At 64.5% G+C, this 15046-nt stretch carries 15 protein-coding genes; 11 read left to right on the top strand and 4 right to left on the bottom strand.

Annotated elements, in window-relative coordinates; all coding sequences use genetic code 11:
• Nucleotides 1-9 precede the first annotated feature (9 nt).
• Both pncA and HU230_RS33230 read right to left on the bottom strand, forming a co-directional pair.
• Nucleotides 10-720 (bottom strand): bifunctional nicotinamidase/pyrazinamidase, encoded by a 711-nt coding sequence (gene pncA, locus HU230_RS33235; protein ID WP_176534553.1) that lies wholly within the window; start codon nt 718-720, stop codon nt 10-12.
• A gap of 96 nt (nt 721-816) precedes the next feature.
• Nucleotides 817-1752 carry a hypothetical protein gene (locus HU230_RS33230; protein ID WP_176534554.1) on the bottom strand — a complete coding sequence of 312 codons (936 nt, stop codon included), beginning with the start codon at nt 1750-1752 and terminating at the stop codon, nt 817-819.
• Nucleotides 1753-2305: 553 nt separating this feature from the next.
• Between HU230_RS33230 and dnaK the strand changes: the two genes are divergently transcribed.
• From dnaK to HU230_RS33190, 8 genes are all read left to right on the top strand, one after another.
• Nucleotides 2306-4207 carry a molecular chaperone DnaK gene (dnaK, locus tag HU230_RS33225; protein WP_097671378.1) on the top strand — a complete coding sequence of 634 codons (1902 nt, stop codon included), beginning with the start codon at nt 2306-2308 and terminating at the stop codon, nt 4205-4207.
• 170 nt (nt 4208-4377) lie between these two features.
• Nucleotides 4378-5508, top strand: a complete 1131-nt coding sequence (dnaJ, locus tag HU230_RS33220) for a molecular chaperone DnaJ (RefSeq protein ID WP_176534555.1) — start codon at nt 4378-4380, stop codon at nt 5506-5508.
• Between the two features lie 100 nt (nt 5509-5608).
• Nucleotides 5609-6211 carry a class I SAM-dependent methyltransferase gene (locus tag HU230_RS33215; protein WP_092120946.1) on the top strand — a complete coding sequence of 201 codons (603 nt, stop codon included), beginning with the start codon at nt 5609-5611 and terminating at the stop codon, nt 6209-6211.
• Nucleotides 6212-6342: 131 nt separating this feature from the next.
• Nucleotides 6343-6921: an NADPH-dependent FMN reductase gene (locus HU230_RS33210; RefSeq protein WP_176534556.1), complete on the top strand. Its 579-nt coding sequence runs from the start codon at nt 6343-6345 to the stop codon at nt 6919-6921.
• 6 nt (nt 6922-6927) lie between these two features.
• Nucleotides 6928-7638: an orotidine-5'-phosphate decarboxylase gene (pyrF, locus tag HU230_RS33205; RefSeq protein ID WP_176534557.1), complete on the top strand. Its 711-nt coding sequence runs from the start codon at nt 6928-6930 to the stop codon at nt 7636-7638.
• 23 nt (nt 7639-7661) lie between these two features.
• Nucleotides 7662-7958, top strand: a complete 297-nt coding sequence (locus HU230_RS33200; protein WP_057020363.1) for a DUF1330 domain-containing protein — start codon at nt 7662-7664, stop codon at nt 7956-7958.
• Nucleotides 7959-8082: 124 nt separating this feature from the next.
• The gene (gene dapB / locus HU230_RS33195; protein WP_176534558.1) at nt 8083-8895 is read left to right on the top strand and encodes a 4-hydroxy-tetrahydrodipicolinate reductase; all 813 of its coding nucleotides are present in this window, start codon (nt 8083-8085) and stop codon (nt 8893-8895) included.
• Between the two features lie 47 nt (nt 8896-8942).
• The gene (locus HU230_RS33190) at nt 8943-9566 is read left to right on the top strand and encodes a 2,3-bisphosphoglycerate-dependent phosphoglycerate mutase (RefSeq protein ID WP_176534559.1); all 624 of its coding nucleotides are present in this window, start codon (nt 8943-8945) and stop codon (nt 9564-9566) included.
• A 144-nt stretch (nt 9567-9710) separates the two neighbouring features.
• Here HU230_RS33190 and HU230_RS33185 read toward each other — a convergent pair whose 3' ends face one another.
• Complete coding sequence (locus HU230_RS33185; RefSeq protein WP_176534560.1) at nt 9711-10607, bottom strand: methylated-DNA--[protein]-cysteine S-methyltransferase; 897 nt, start codon at nt 10605-10607, stop codon at nt 9711-9713.
• 112 nt (nt 10608-10719) lie between these two features.
• Nucleotides 10720-11280 carry a DUF2244 domain-containing protein gene (locus HU230_RS33180; protein WP_224943836.1) on the bottom strand — a complete coding sequence of 187 codons (561 nt, stop codon included), beginning with the start codon at nt 11278-11280 and terminating at the stop codon, nt 10720-10722.
• A gap of 22 nt (nt 11281-11302) precedes the next feature.
• Between HU230_RS33180 and nth the strand changes: the two genes are divergently transcribed.
• The 3 genes from nth to HU230_RS33165 all read left to right on the top strand — a co-directional run bounded on the left by nth (nt 11303) and on the right by HU230_RS33165 (nt 14920).
• Nucleotides 11303-12088 (top strand): endonuclease III, encoded by a 786-nt coding sequence (gene nth, locus HU230_RS33175; RefSeq protein WP_176534561.1) that lies wholly within the window; start codon nt 11303-11305, stop codon nt 12086-12088.
• A 122-nt stretch (nt 12089-12210) separates the two neighbouring features.
• Nucleotides 12211-13305 (top strand): HlyD family secretion protein, encoded by a 1095-nt coding sequence (locus HU230_RS33170; RefSeq protein WP_176534562.1) that lies wholly within the window; start codon nt 12211-12213, stop codon nt 13303-13305.
• Entirely contained in the window at nt 13292-14920 is a 1629-nt protein-coding gene (locus HU230_RS33165) for an MFS transporter (RefSeq protein ID WP_176534563.1), read from the top strand. Before HU230_RS33170 ends, HU230_RS33165 begins: the two co-directional genes overlap by 14 nt.
• The last annotated feature ends 126 nt before the right edge of the window (nt 14921-15046 follow it).

Below are 15046 nucleotides of genomic sequence, written 5' to 3'. Positions count from 1 at the left end.
GGCCGCGACTTACCCGATATCGGACGACTGGATCCGCTTGACACCGGCCTTGTCCATGTCGGTCCAGGCCTTGGCCAGCGACCCCTGGGTGTCGATGCCGCGGCAGGCGTCCTCTACGACATAGGTTTCGAAGCCGGCCTTGCGCGCATCGAGCGCGGTCCATGCCACGCAGAAATCGGTGGCGAGCCCGGCCACGAAAACCCGCTCGACATTGCGCGCCTTCAGATAGGCGGCAAGCCCGGTGGTGGTCTTGCCGTCGGCTTCGGTGAAGGCGGAGTAGCTGTCGACGTCCTTGTGAAAACCCTTGCGGATGATCAGCTCGGCCTGCGGGATCGCGAGATCCTTCGACAGCGAGGCGCCGTCGGTGCCCTGCACGCAGTGGTCGGGCCACAGCACCTGCTTGCCGTAGGCGAGGTCGATGGTCTCGAACGGCTTCTTGCCGGCATGGACCGAGGCAAACGAGACGTGTCCGGGCGTATGCCAGTCCTGCGTCATCACCACATTGGCAAAGCTCTTGGCGATCTTGTTGATGACAGGCACCACCTGCTCGCCGTCCTTCACCGCGAGGCTGCCGCCGGGCAGGAAGCAGTTCTGGACGTCGATCACGAGCAGCGCGGAGCCCTCGTCGGGCTTGATCGCAGCGGCCCAGAGATTCCTGGGAACCAGGGTCGCAAGCGCCAACGTGCCGAGGCCTGCAACTATCTGTCGTCGATCCAACATCGCGCCCCTCCTCGCTTTGATACCGCGCGAGGAGGCTAGTTCCGTTCGGCGAACGACGAAAGTGGGATTTTTCCAACCGGCCTTGCGAACGGCCGATCAGCCGCGCGGCTGGATGCCGTCGCGGACCGCGCGGAAGCGCGGGAAGGCGGTCTCCCAATCGGTGCGCGGCGAGCTGCCGATGATCCGCAGCGATGTCTGCCCGCCGAACCGCAGCCACTGCACGATGGTCACCGGGGTGTTGTCCTTGCCGCTGACGGCGTCGATCCGGGTCTCGAAGCCGGGCTGGCCGTCGATCCGGATCGGTTCGGACATGGTGATCCGCCCATCGCGCACGCCGGGGATCGTGGTGGCGATCTGCTGGGCAAAGCGGCCGCGATCATCGGGCGTGGCCGGCGCCGAAGCGATCACGCCGAGCAGCATGAAGGGCTTGGTCTCCAGGCCCTTGTCGTCGCCGTCGGCCATCAGCAGCGCTGCGCCCGGCGCCAGCATGCGGATGTTCTTGAAGCTGCTGAGCTCGGTGACCTTGAACGGCATCATGGCGAGCTGCTCGTCGACCGGCACCTCCTTGCGGATTTCGGCGGAGGCGAACATCTGCCGGACGGCGTCGTCGGTGTAGATTTTGCTCGCGTTCTCCGGCACCTGCACCGCGACATAGCCGGAGAAGGTCGGCCCCGGCAGGATCATGGAATAGCGCCGCACATTGCTGGCGCCGTCGCGGGCGCTCTCCACGGTGTAGTAGGCGAGGCCGGCCGGCGTCTCGAGGCTCTCGGGCTTGATGTTTCCGGTACCGGCCGGGTTGGCCTTGAAGGCAGTCACGACCTCGTTGTAGGCGTCCGCGGGCAGGTCGGCGATCAGGACCTTGACGCCCTGGTCCTCGGTCTCGAAGCCGACGAAGGATTTGGCGCGGACGAGGCCCACCAGCGGTTTCATCCCGACATGCGCGCCCGGCGGAAACACCACGTCGGCGGCAAAGCCACGACAGGTGGCAGCAATCAGCAAGGCAACCGCAACGAGAACTCGAAAAGGCGTCATGGGGGATCTACCGGTTTTGCTTGGTGGCCGCGCAACGGGGCCGGTGCAGGGCTGGATGGCCTCTTCAGTCGGACCGCTTTTAGCGGTTTTGATGGCCCTGCAACAGGCCGCCAAATCTCCGCTCCAGGCCAGCCGGTTCGATTCCATGGGCTTTTCGCCTTGACTGGCAGGCACTTTCCAGTTTCCCGAGGTTTCCAGGAACGACCGCCTGCGGCCGCCAGCGGCCAAACAGCGCGCCCTCGACTCGTGCGCCGCTCTCGCATACGACGTTTGTGAGCGTTCACTCAACAGCGCTGACGTCGCGGTGGACGGCATTCTTGCCGATTTGTTAACTTGGTCTGGGCTTGAACCGGTGCCGCGGCCGGGCTGACACAATCTTTCAAACGTCAGTCTTTTCAGGCCTCAACGTTGCGTCCAGTCCTTGCGGGCAGGACCCTCTCTCCTATATCAGGCTCACCGTCGCAATATCGCGAGTATGTGAACGTCTGGGGGTTCGGTACGGAGCGCCGTCAGGGCCCAACCAACCTGCCGTAGCAAAGAGGATATCAAAACCATGGGTAAGGTCATTGGGATCGACCTCGGCACCACGAATTCGTGCGTCGCCGTGATGGATGGCAAGAACGCCAAGGTGATCGAGAATGCCGAGGGCATGCGAACGACGCCGTCGATCGTTGCTTTCACCGACGATGGCGAGCGCCTTGTCGGACAGCCGGCGAAACGCCAGGCGGTGACCAATCCCGAGCGTACGTTCTTTGCGGTGAAGCGCCTCATTGGCCGCCGCTATGACGACCCGATGGTCGAGAAGGACAAGAAGCTCGTTCCCTACAAGATCGTCAAAGCATCGAACGGCGATGCCTGGGTCGAAGCCGACGGCAAGACCTATTCGCCCTCGCAGGTCTCGGCCTTCATTCTGCAGAAGATGAAGGAGACCGCTGAGGCGCATCTCGGCCAGAAGGTCGATCAGGCCGTCATCACGGTTCCTGCCTATTTCAACGACGCGCAGCGTCAGGCCACCAAGGATGCCGGCAAGATCGCCGGCCTCGAAGTGCTGCGCATCATCAACGAGCCGACGGCTGCCGCGCTCGCTTACGGTCTCGACAAGACGAAGGCCGGCACGATCGCCGTGTACGATCTCGGCGGCGGCACCTTCGACGTCTCGATCCTCGAGATCGGCGACGGCGTGTTCGAGGTGAAGTCGACCAATGGCGACACCTTCCTCGGTGGTGAAGACTTCGACATGCGCCTGGTCGGCTATCTCGCCGACGAGTTCCAGAAGGAGCAGGGCATCAACCTGCGCAACGACAAGCTCGCTTTGCAGCGCCTCAAGGAAGCCGCTGAGAAGGCCAAGATCGAGCTGTCGTCGACCACGCAGACCGAAATCAACCTGCCGTTCATCACGGCCGACCAGACCGGTCCGAAGCATCTGACGATGAAGCTGACCCGCGCCAAGTTCGAGGCGTTGGTGGCCGACCTCGTCGAGAAGACCATCGAGCCGTGCCGCAAGGCGCTGAAGGATGCCGGCCTGACCGCCGGCGAGATCGGCGAAGTGGTGCTGGTCGGCGGCATGACCCGCATGCCGAAGATCCAGGAAGTGGTGAAGCAGTTCTTCGGCAAGGAGCCGCACAAGGGCGTCAATCCCGACGAAGTCGTCGCGATCGGCGCTGCGATCCAGGCCGGCGTGCTGCAGGGCGACGTCAAGGACGTGCTGCTGCTCGACGTGACCCCGCTGTCGCTGGGCATCGAGACGCTGGGCGGCGTGTTCACCCGCATCATCGACCGCAACACCACGATCCCGACCAAGAAGAGCCAGGTGTTCTCGACGGCCGAAGACAATCAGGGCGCCGTCACCATCCGCGTCTTCCAGGGCGAGCGTGAAATGGCGGCCGACAACAAGATGCTCGGCCAGTTCGATCTGATGGGTATTCCGCCGGCTCCGCGCGGCATGCCGCAGATCGAGGTGACCTTCGACATCGACGCCAACGGCATCGTCAACGTCTCGGCCAAGGACAAGGCGACCGGCAAGGAACAGCAGATCCGGATCCAGGCATCCGGCGGTCTGTCCGAGGCCGACATCGACAAGATGGTCAAGGACGCCGAGGCCAATGCGGCCGAGGACAAGAAGCGCCGCGAAGCGGTCGACGCCAAGAACCATGCCGATGGCCTGGTTCATTCGACCGAGAAGGCTTTGGCCGAGCACGGTTCGAAGATCCCGGAGACGGACCGTCGCGCAATCGAAGATGCCGTCAGCGACCTCAAGGAAGCGCTGAAGGGCGACGACGCCGAGGCGATCAAGGCCAAGACCAACACGCTGGCGCAGGCTTCGATGAAGCTCGGCGAGGCCATGTACAAGCAGCAGGCCGAGGCCGATGCGGCAAAGGACGCTGCAAAGGATGACGTTGTCGACGCGGAGTTCACCGAGGTCGACGACGACAAGAACAACAAGAAGTCTGCCTAAGCGGGCTTGCGATCATGGCCCTCACACCAAAGAGCACGCGACGCGTCTCGGAGGAGTGGGGGTCATTTTTCTTTAAGGCGATCGCTGCATCTTCCAGACAGGCGCAATCCTTGACGCAATCCTCAGCGCAATCTTTGGCGATCGCGATGAACTTCGGACGGAATTGAAGGATGTCCACCAAGCGCTGCTATTACGAGACCCTCGAGGTCGAGCGGAACGCGGACGAGACCAAGCTGAAATCGGCTTTCCGCAAACTCGCGATGAAATGGCATCCGGACAAGAATCCGGGCGACGCCACCAGCGAGGTCCGGTTCAAGGAAATCAACGAAGCCTATGAGGTGCTGAAGGACGGCGACAAGCGCGCCGCCTATGACCGCTTCGGCCATGCCGCTTTCGAGCAGGGCATGGGCGGTGGCGGTCCCGGCTTCGGCGCCGGCTTCGCCTCCTCCTTCTCCGACATCTTCGAGGACCTGTTCGGCATGGCCGGGCAGCGCCGCGGCGGTGGCGGCCGCGAACGCGGTGCCGACCTGCGCTACAACATGGAGATCACGCTCGAGGAGGCCTTCCAGGGCAAGACCGCGCAGATCGAGATCCCGGTCTCGGTGACCTGCGAATCCTGCTCCGGCACCGGCGCCAAGGCCGGCACCAAGCCGAAGACCTGCTCGCATTGCGGCGGCGCCGGCCGTATCCGGCAGGCCCAGGGCTTCTTCACGCTGGAGCGGACCTGCCCCGGCTGTCAGGGCCGCGGGCAGATGATCGAGGACGCCTGCGCCTCCTGTGCCGGTTCCGGCCGGGTGACGCGCGAGCGCACGCTGTCGGTCAACATTCCTCCGGGTGTCGAGGATGGCACCCGTATTCGTCTCGCCGGCGAAGGCGAGGCCGGTGTCCGCGGCGGGCCGCCCGGCGACCTCTACATCTTCCTGTCGCTGACCACGCACCAGTTCTTCCAGCGCGACGGCGCCGACCTGCACTGCCGCGTGCCGATCTCGATGGTGACCGCAGCCCTCGGCGGCGAGTTCGAGGTGCCGACGATCGACAAGGGCCAGACCAAGGTGAAGGTGCCGGCCGGGACCCAGTCCAGCCGCCGATTCCGCATCGCATCAAAGGGTATGCCGGTGCTCCGCTCGCGCCAGACCGGCGACATGTATGTCCAGGTTGTGGTTGAAACGCCGCAGAATCTGACCAAGAAGCAGCAAGAATTGCTGATGGAGTTCGAAAAACTCTCGTCCGGGGCAACGCAACCGGAGGCAGCGGGTTTCTTCTCTAAGGTCAAGGACTTCTTCGGAAGCCGCTCCGTCTAGCCGCAGTCGTTATGCTTGACCGTAACGACTTCGATCTATACGTGTTTATGACTGTTTTCTGACAACCGCTCGATTGTGCGCGGTCCCGCCTGGTAGCGACATGCCTCTGCAATCGTCCGTGCGTGCGTCGAAGAAGCCCCTGCGTCTTGACGACGAGGTTCGTTTTCTCCGTTCATGGATCGAGAAGCCGCTGCATATGGGCGCGGTGATGCCGTCCGGGCGGCTGCTCGCGCGCACCATGGCGCAATATGTCGATCCCGAAGCCGAAGGACCGGTTGTCGAGCTCGGACCCGGCACCGGTGCGATCACCAATGCGCTGATCGAGCACGGCGTCGATCAAAAGCGTCTCGTCCTGGTTGAATACAATCCCGGCTTCTGTGCGTTGCTGCGCGAACGCTATCCGCAGGCCAAGGTGGTCCAGGGCGACGCCTACAGGCTTCGCGATACGTTGTGGGACGTCATGAAGTCTCCGGCCTCGGCCGTGGTCTCCGGCCTGCCGCTGGTCACCAAGCCGATGCTGACCCGCCTGAAGCTGGTCCGCGACGCCTTCCTGGCCCTCGCGCCCGGTGCGCCGTTCGTACAGTTCACCTATTCGGTGGCGCCCCCGATTCCGAAGTCGCTGCCCGGCGTGTCCACCGAGGCGTCCGAGCGGATCTGGATGAACCTTCCGCCCGCGCGGGTCTGGGTGTATCGCAAGGGCTGACGCGTATTCCGCAAAAGCGGGTACCGGTTTTGCGCATGGAATACGCGCAGAACATTAGCTAAGAGCATTTTCAAAGAAAATGCTCGCCCTGCGTGGTCGCGCCGGGCGCGTGCCCTAACCGCGATTTCGAAATGTCCGCGCTGAAAATCCTTGTGATCCCCGGATCGCTGCGATCAGGCTCGCTCAACGCGAAGCTCGCCGCTGTGCTGGCGCAGGAGCTCGCGCAATCAGGGGCCGACGTCACCCGTATCTCCCTCGGCGATTTTCCGCTGCCGATCTATGACGGCGATTTGCAGGCCAAATCGGGCGTGCCGCAGCATGCCGTCAATCTGAAGCGGATGATCGGCGCCCATCATGGTGTTCTGATCGTGACGCCGGAATACAATTCCTCGGTGCCGGCGCTGGTGAAGAACACGATCGACTGGGTGAGCCGCGTGCAGGATCCGCACGAGACCCGTGGCCAGGTTTTCCATGGCCGCGCCTTCGCGATCGCGGCGGCATCCGGCAACCGGCTCGGCGGCACGCGCGCGCTGGCGGCGCTGCGCCTGATCCTGACCGCGTGCTACGCCACCGTGATCCCGAACCAGCTCGCGCTGTCATTCGCAGAACAGGCCTATGACGACATGGATCGCCTGAAGCATCAGGCCGACATCGACACGATGCGGGCGCTGGTGCGGCAGCTGATCGACCATTCCCAACGCATGATGTGAGGTGACATGCAGCCAGCCAAGATCGCTCCAAGAGACCGGTTGATTGTGGCGCTCGATTTGCCGTCGGTCGCGAGCGCCGAGGCGATGATCGACAGGCTCGGCGACAGCGTCACCTTCTACAAGATCGGCTATCAGCTCGGTTACGCCGGTGGCCTCGCGCTGGCGAAGCAGCTTGCAGGCAGCGGCAAGAAGGTCTTCCTCGATCTCAAGCTGCACGACATCGGCAACACGGTGGCGCGCGGGGTGGAAAGCGTCGTCGCTCTCGGCGCGACCTTTCTCACCGTGCATGCCTACCCGCAGACCATGAAGGCGGCGGTCGAGGCGCGTACCGGCTCCGGCCTGAAGATACTCGCGGTGACGGTGCTGACCTCCTACGACGACAGCGACCTGCACGCGGCGGGCTATCGCCTCAACGTCTCCGATCTCGTCGAGGCGCGCGCCAGGCAGGCGCAGGCGCTCGGTGTCGACGGCCTCGTCAGCTCGCCCGAGGAAGCCGCCGCCCTGCGCAAGATCGTGGGCGATCGGATGAACCTGGTGACACCGGGCATCCGCCCCGCGGGCTCGGCGACCGGCGACCAGAAGCGCATCATGACGCCGGCCCGCGCCATTGCCGCCGGCGCCGACTATCTGGTGGTCGGACGTCCGGTGATGGAAGCCGCCGATCCGAAGGCCGCGGCCGAAGCCATTCATGCCGAGATCGCCCAGGCACTCGCCTGAGCCAACAACAGGGGAGAACAGAGATGGCGAAGGGATACTGGATTGGACGCGTCGACGTTCACAATGAGGAGGGCTACAAGCCCTATATGGCGGCCAACCCCGCAATCTTCCAGAAATTCGGCGGCAAGTTCATCGTTCGCGGCGGCAAGTTCACCGGCGTGGAGGGCCAGAGCCGCTCGCGCAACGTCGTGATCGAATTCCCCGATTACGCGACCGCGCTCGCTTGCTACCAATCGCCGGAATACCAGGCCAATATCAAGGTGCGGCAGCCGCATTCGATCGCCGACCTGATTATCATCGAGGGGCACGACAGCCCGTAGCCCGGACGCCGGTTCGGCTGCTCGGAACAAGGCTCCGATGGCCGTCGTTCAGGCATGTTGTTGCTCCGGAAAACCGGTTTCCACTTTGCCGGATCATGCTTTATACGGCGGTGAGAGGTGAGCCATGGCAGACATGCGTCTGATTGTTGCGGGAGCCGGCGGCCGGATGGGCCGCACGCTGACGCGGGTGATTTCCGAAACCCCGGGGGCAGTGCTGGTCGGCGCGCTGGAAGCGCCGGGCTCGGAACTGCTCGGCAAGGATGCCGGCGTGCTCGCCGGCCTTCCCGCCAACGACGTCAAGCTGTCGGCCGATCTGTGGTCGATGTCGGCGGCGGCCGACGGCATCCTGGATTTCACGGTGCCGGCCGCGACCATCGCCAATGTTGCGATCGCGGCCGAGCGCGGCCTTGTTCACGTCATCGGCACCACCGGCCTGTCGCAATCCGACGACGCGGTGATCCGGAGTGTGACCAACCGCGCCATCGTGGTGAAATCAGGCAATATGAGCCTCGGCGTCAATCTGCTCGCCGCGCTGGTCAAGCGCGTTGCGCAATCACTCGACGAGAGCTTCGATATCGAAATTCTCGAGATGCACCACAAGTCCAAGATCGATGCGCCGTCGGGCACCGCCTTGATGCTCGGCGAAGCCGCTGCTGCCGGACGCAAGATCGCGCTGGAGCAGCATTCGGCGCGCGGCCGCGACGGCCTGACCGGCGCACGGCGCGCCGGCGATATCGGCTTTGCATCGCTGCGCGGCGGCACCGCGGCCGGCGATCACAGCGTGATCTTTGCCGGTCCCTCCGAGCGCATCACGCTGTCGCATCATGCCGAGGACCGCGCGCTGTTCGCGCAGGGCGCGCTGAAGGCGGCGCTGTGGGCGCACGGCAAGAAGCCCGGCATGTATTCGATGACCGACGTTCTCGGGTTGAACGACTGAGATCGGGCGACAAAATAAAATCCAGCCAAGCGAAAACGGAATCTGAAATGAGTGATCGTCTTCTTGTGCTCGTTCGTCACGGTCAGAGCGAATGGAATCTGAAGAACCTGTTCACCGGGTGGAAGGATCCCGATCTCACCGAGCAGGGCATCGCCGAAGCCAAGGACGCCGGCCGCAAGCTGAAGGCGCAGGGCCTGTTGTTCGACGTCGCCTTTACGTCGGACCTGACGCGCGCGCAGCACACGCTGAAGCTGATGCTCGCCGAGATCGGCCAGACCGGACTGCCGACGACGAAGAATCTCGCGCTCAATGAGCGCGACTACGGCGATCTCTCGGGCCTCAACAAGGACGACGCCCGCAAGAAGTGGGGCGAGGACCAGGTCCTGGTCTGGCGCCGCTCCTACGACGTGCCGCCGCCCGGCGGCGAAAGCCTGAAGGATACGCTGGCGCGCACGCTGCCCTATTACGTGCAGGAGATCCTGCCCGGCGTGCTGCGCGGCCAGCGCACGCTGATCGCCGCCCACGGCAATTCGCTGCGCGCGCTGATCATGGTGCTGGAGAAGCTTTCGCCGGAGCAGATCCTCAAGCGCGAACTCGCGACCGGCGCGCCGGTGGTCTATCGGCTCAACGCCGACTCCACCGTTGCCTCCAAGGTCGATTTGGCGGGCTAGGCAAATCGGTTTGGATCGTCGACCCGTCATCCTGAGGAGCGCGAAGCGCGTCTCGAAGGATGCACGGCCCCGCTGGTGGCCGTCGACCCTTCGAGGCTCGCTTGCGCGAGCACCTCAGGGTGACGGTGCAGCAGCGCGTTCGCTTTAGTGCAATCCCACCTGGCCGGCTTCCCAGCCCAGCATCGCCTGCTTGCGGGTGATGCCCCAGTGATAGCCGGTCAGCGCACCGCTCTTGCCGAGTGCGCGATGGCAGGGCACCACGAACGACACCGGATTGCGGCCGACCGCGGCGCCCACGGCGCGCGAGGCCTTCGGGCTGCTGATCTTGTTGGCGATGTCGGAATAGCTCACGGCGCGGCCCATCGGGACCTTGAGCAGCGTTTCCCACACCCGCACCTCGAAGTCGGTGCCGATCAAGACGACGCGCAGCGGCTGGTCTGCCCGCCACAACCGTGTATCGAACACGCGCTGCGCCAGTGCGGTGGTGCCGTCGGTGTCCTCGACAAAGGTCGCGTTCGGCCAGCGGCGCTTCATGTCGGCAAACGCGGTCTGCTCGTCTCCGGGGTCGGCGAAGGCAAGCCCCGCGAGCCCGCGGTCGGTTGCGATCACGATCGCGGTGCCGAACGGCGAGGGGTGGAAGCCGAAGCGCAGCGTCATGCCGCCGCCGCCGGTCTTCCATTCGCCTGGAGACATCGCCTCATGCGTCACGAACAGATCGTGCAGCCGTCCCGGTCCCGAGAGACCTGAGTCGAGTGCGGCGTCGAGCACGCTGGCGGAATCGCGCAGCAGGTTCTTGGCGTGGTCGAGGGTCAACGCCTGCATGAAGGCCTTCGGCGTCAACCCGGCCCAGCGGCGGAACAGATGGTGCAGTTCATCCGGCGTCACGGCGGCGGCATCGGCCATCGCTTCGATGGTCGGCTGCGCGCGCCAGTGCTCCGAAATGAACGCGATGGCGCGCCGCACCGAGTCATAGTCGCGCAGCGCGGCGCTCTGAAGGCCCGGCTTGGCCAGGCGCTGGTCGTGTATGGCGAGTGTCATCATAGTGTCTGATCTAGGAGCCATGGCGCGTCCAAACCACCCGATTTCCGACAAGCATGATCCGGAAAAGTGGGGACCGGTTTTCCGACGAGATCATGCTCAAAAACAAACTCGATCAAGCGATGGGATTGTAAGTCGGGCCGCGTTTCGCGGCATTCTGCGCGGCAGTCAAGGCTTTGGAAAAACTTGCCTTTTCGTCCGGGTTCAGGAAGCTGCCGACGCTGACCCGGCGGCCCCGGGACACCAGGTAAAGCCGTTCGATGCCGAATTCCTCATGCGAGATCTGCTCGAACCGCACCCAGAGCGGGTTGAGCACCCATTCGGCCACATGGCCGCGGTGACTGATCCGGCGCACCCGCAGTTCCGACGGCGTGACGGTGATCTCTTCGCTCGCCTTGGCGGTGCGGAAATTGACCTTGAACGCCCAGTAGATCACCAGCACGTCGAGGCCGAAGAAACCGAAGATCGGCCAGGCGCCCAGCCACCAGAACACCGCGCCGGCGATGAAGCTGACCACGGTGACGAACGACATCAGCACGATGAAGCCGGTGCGATTCAGCGAGCGGTGCGGCGTCAGCAGCGCCGAGAACAGTTTCGGCTCCGCTTCGGGCGCATCGACGTCGAGGTCATTGGCCCTGGGGTCTTCGCCCGGATCAAAGTCGTTGCCTGCGGTCATGACGTATCAGTATATCCCGTTCATGGCCAAAATCATCCGCTCTCAACACGCCAGCACCTCAAGCGTTCGGTCCGCGCCGAAGAAGAAAGCCGCTAAAGCGGCAAAGCCGCTGCCCAAAGGCGCGGCAAAGAAGCCGGCGACCAAGGCCGCCAAGAAGGTTGCAAAGCCAAAACCATGGACGGCGGCGGAGGTCTACGAGGCCTTCGACCGGTTCCGCAAAGCCAATCCCGAGCCGAAGGGCGAGCTCGAGCACCTCAACCCCTACACGCTGCTGGTTGCGGTGGTGTTGTCGGCGCAGGCAACCGATGCCGGCGTCAACAAGGCGACGCGGCCGCTGTTTGCAATCGCCGACACGCCGGAGAAGATGCTTGAGCTCGGCGAAGACAGAGTACGCGAGTACATCAAGACCATCGGGCTCTATCGCAACAAGGCCAGAAACGTCATCGCACTCTCCGAGAAGCTGATCGCCGAATTCGGCGGTGAGGTGCCGCGCACCCGCGCCGAAATCGAATCATTGCCCGGCGCCGGCCGCAAGACTGCGAATGTCGTGCTCAACATGGCATTCGGCGAACATACGATGGCGGTCGACACCCATGTGTTTCGCGTCGGCAATCGCACCGGTCTCGCGCCCGGCAAGACGCCGCTCGAGGTCGAGCTGGGATTGGAAAAGGTGATCCCGACGGAGTTCATGCTGCACGCCCATCACTGGCTGATCCTGCATGGCCGCTATACTTGCCTCGCCCGCGGTCCGCGTTGCGACGTGTGCCTGATCAATGATCTTTGCCGGTGGCCGGAGAAGACCATCTGAGCCATGATCGTCATGTGCTAAGTGACGCGCCCGGCGTTCGGCGCGTGTGATTGAGGGGAGTGTGGTGTGGCAGAGCAGGTTCAAGAGGTCCGTCACAAGTCAGCCCGACCGCGCCCGCACCAGTGGCAACACCAGCCAAGCCGCAGCCTGCGGGGAGCGGCTTCGGGAGCCGTTTCGCCATTCCGCTGTTTGCGGTGCTGGCCGCGCTTGTGTTCGTCGCGGTGGCGACCACGCATTGGGACGCCTGGGTCGGCAGTGCCACCATCCAGAGCACCAATGATGCCTATGTGCGCGCCGAGTTGACCCAGCTCAGCAGCCGCGTGTCCGGCGAAGTGCTCACCGTCGCCGTCTCCGATTTCCAGCGCGTCAAGGCCGGCGATCTCCTGGTGCAGATCGATCCTGCCGACTATCAGGCACAGGTCGCGCAGGCCGAGGCGGGGGTGGTCGGTGCGCAGGCCGCGCTCGATAACCTCAACAACCAGGTCGAGCTGCAATATGCGACCATCGCGCAGGCCGAGGCCTCGCGGTTGTCTGCGGAGGCGCAGCAGACCCTGGCGCGCCAGGAGGAAGAGCGTCAGCAGTCACTGTCGCAAACCGACGCCGGCACGCGGCAGCGGCTCGAGCAGGCCACCGCGGCCAGCGCCAAGGCGGAAGCCGATGTGCGCGCCAGCCGCGCGGTGATCGCAGCGCAACGCCATCAGCTCGAGGTCCTGCAAGGCACCAAGAAGCAGCGTGCCGCCGACCTCGACGCCGCCAAGGCGCTGCTGGCATCGGCCAAGCTCAAGCTTGGATACACCAGGATCGCCGCGCCGTTCGACGGCGTGACCGGCGAGCGCCAGGTGCAGCCGGGCGACTACGTCAACATCGGCACCAATCTGATCAATGTCGTGCCGCTGCCGAACGTTTACGTGATCGCCAACTACAAGGAAACCCAGCTGACCAACGTCAGACCGGGCCAGCCGGTCGAGGTCACCGTCGACACATTCTCCGGCCAGACGCTGCGCGGCGTCGTCGAGCGCATCGCGCCGGCGAGCGGCTCGCAATTCGCGCTGCTGCCGCCCGACAACGCCACCGGCAATTTCACCAAGGTGGTGCAGCGCATTCCGGTGCGTATCCAATTCGACAAGGGCCAGCCGTTGCTCGAGCGTCTGCTGCCGGGCATGTCGGTCGTCACGCGGATCAACACCGGCGAGGCGGTCGCCAATGCCGGAAAATGACGAGCGCGAGCGCGGTCCGGTCTCGCGGGGCGACGTCGCGCGCTATCCGGTGTTTGCCGTCGTCGCCGTGCTGCTCGGCGCGTTCCTCGCGAATTTCGACAGCCGCCTGACCTCGGTCGGCCTGCCCGACCTGCGGGGCGCGTTCTCGCTCACCTTCGACGAGGGGGCCTGGCTCTCGACCGCCGCCATCGGCTCGCAGATCTTCATCGCGCCCGCGGTGGCCTGGCTCGCCACCGCGTTCGGTCTGCGCCGCGTGCTCGGGATTCCGAGCCTGGTCTATGCCGTGGCCTCGCTGATCATCCCGTTCGTGCATGACTACACGACGCTGATCGTGCTCAGCATCGCCCACGGCATGCTGCTCGGCACCTTCGTGCCCGCGACGCTGATGATCATCCTGCGCAACCTGCCGATCCGCTGGTGGCTGCCGGCGATCGCGATGTATTCGATCCGCGTCGGCTTCGCGCTGGACTCGTCGAGCTCGCTGGTCGGATTCTATGTCGAGCATCTCGGCTGGCAGTGGCTGTACTGGCAGGGTGTCGTGATCGCGCCGCTGATGGGGCTGATGGTGTATCTCGGCACGCCGAATGAGCCGCTCAATCGCGACCTGCTGCACCATGCCGATTGGGGTGGCATGCTGCTGCTCGGCGCCGGCCTGGGGATGGTTTATGCCGGGCTCGATCAGGGCAACCGGCTGGACTGGCTGTCGTCGGGCACCGTGATGGCGCTCCTGATCGGCGGCGGGCTGTTGATCATCGCCTTCATGATCAACGAGACGGTCGCGCGCCGGCCCTGGGCGCATTTCAACGTGCTGTTCTCGCGCAATATCGGGCTCTCGCTGATCGTCATCCTGCTCTACACGCTGACCAGCCTGTCGAACTCGTCGCTGGTGCCGAATTTCCTCGGTACCATCGGCGCGCTGCGGCCGGAGCAGTCGGGCGTGCTGCTGTTCACCTACGGCGCGCTGCCGATGTTCGTGCTGGTGCCGATCTCGATTGTCCTGTTGCGTCACCTCGATCCGCGTATCGTCGTGGTGCTCGGATTCTCGGCATTCGCAGCCGCCAATCTCTGGGGCACGCAGCTGAGCCATGTCTGGGTGCGGGAGGACTTCGTCGGCATCGTCCTGCTCACGTCGGTCGGGCAGGCGTTCACGCTGCTGCCGATCATCATCATGGCGCTGTCCAATTCCGATCCGTCGCGGGCGACCGCGTTCGCGGCCTATATCCAGATCATGCGGCTCGGCGGCGCCGAGATCGGCATCGCCCTGATGGGGACCTGGCTGCGCGTCCGCGAGCAGATCCATTCGAATTATCTCGGCCAGCACGTCCAGAGCGGCGACGTCGACGTCGTGAACCTGCTGAAGCGGTTGGCCGGTGAATTTTCCGGCCACGGCATCGGGACGGCGACGGGGCGTGCCGTCGGCACGCTCGCGGCCCTGGTGCAGCGCGAGGCCAACACGCTCGCCTACATTGACGGCTTCTGGCTGTGCTTCTGGATCGCGATCCTGGCGCTGTTGCTGGTCGCCCTGATCACGCGCGCGCCGCAGGGTCCGCTGTCGCCGGTGCCGCTTGGCTTCGTGAAGAACGTGCTGCGCAGGCTGGGCGCCGCCGCTTCCTGATTTGCGAGCGGCGCGGCTCGGATATCTCCCGCGGCTTGCCGCTGCCGATGTCAATTTATAGTGAATGCGGCGCGCCAGCTATCTCGCGGGCGTCTGAAATATTTTGCATGCCGCGTGGTTCCACAA

This window comes from Bradyrhizobium quebecense (assembly GCF_013373795.3).
Lineage (GTDB): Bacteria > Pseudomonadota > Alphaproteobacteria > Rhizobiales > Xanthobacteraceae > Bradyrhizobium > Bradyrhizobium quebecense.
Note: the sequence above shows the minus strand (reverse complement) of the source record. Positions and strands in the feature narration are given on the sequence as shown.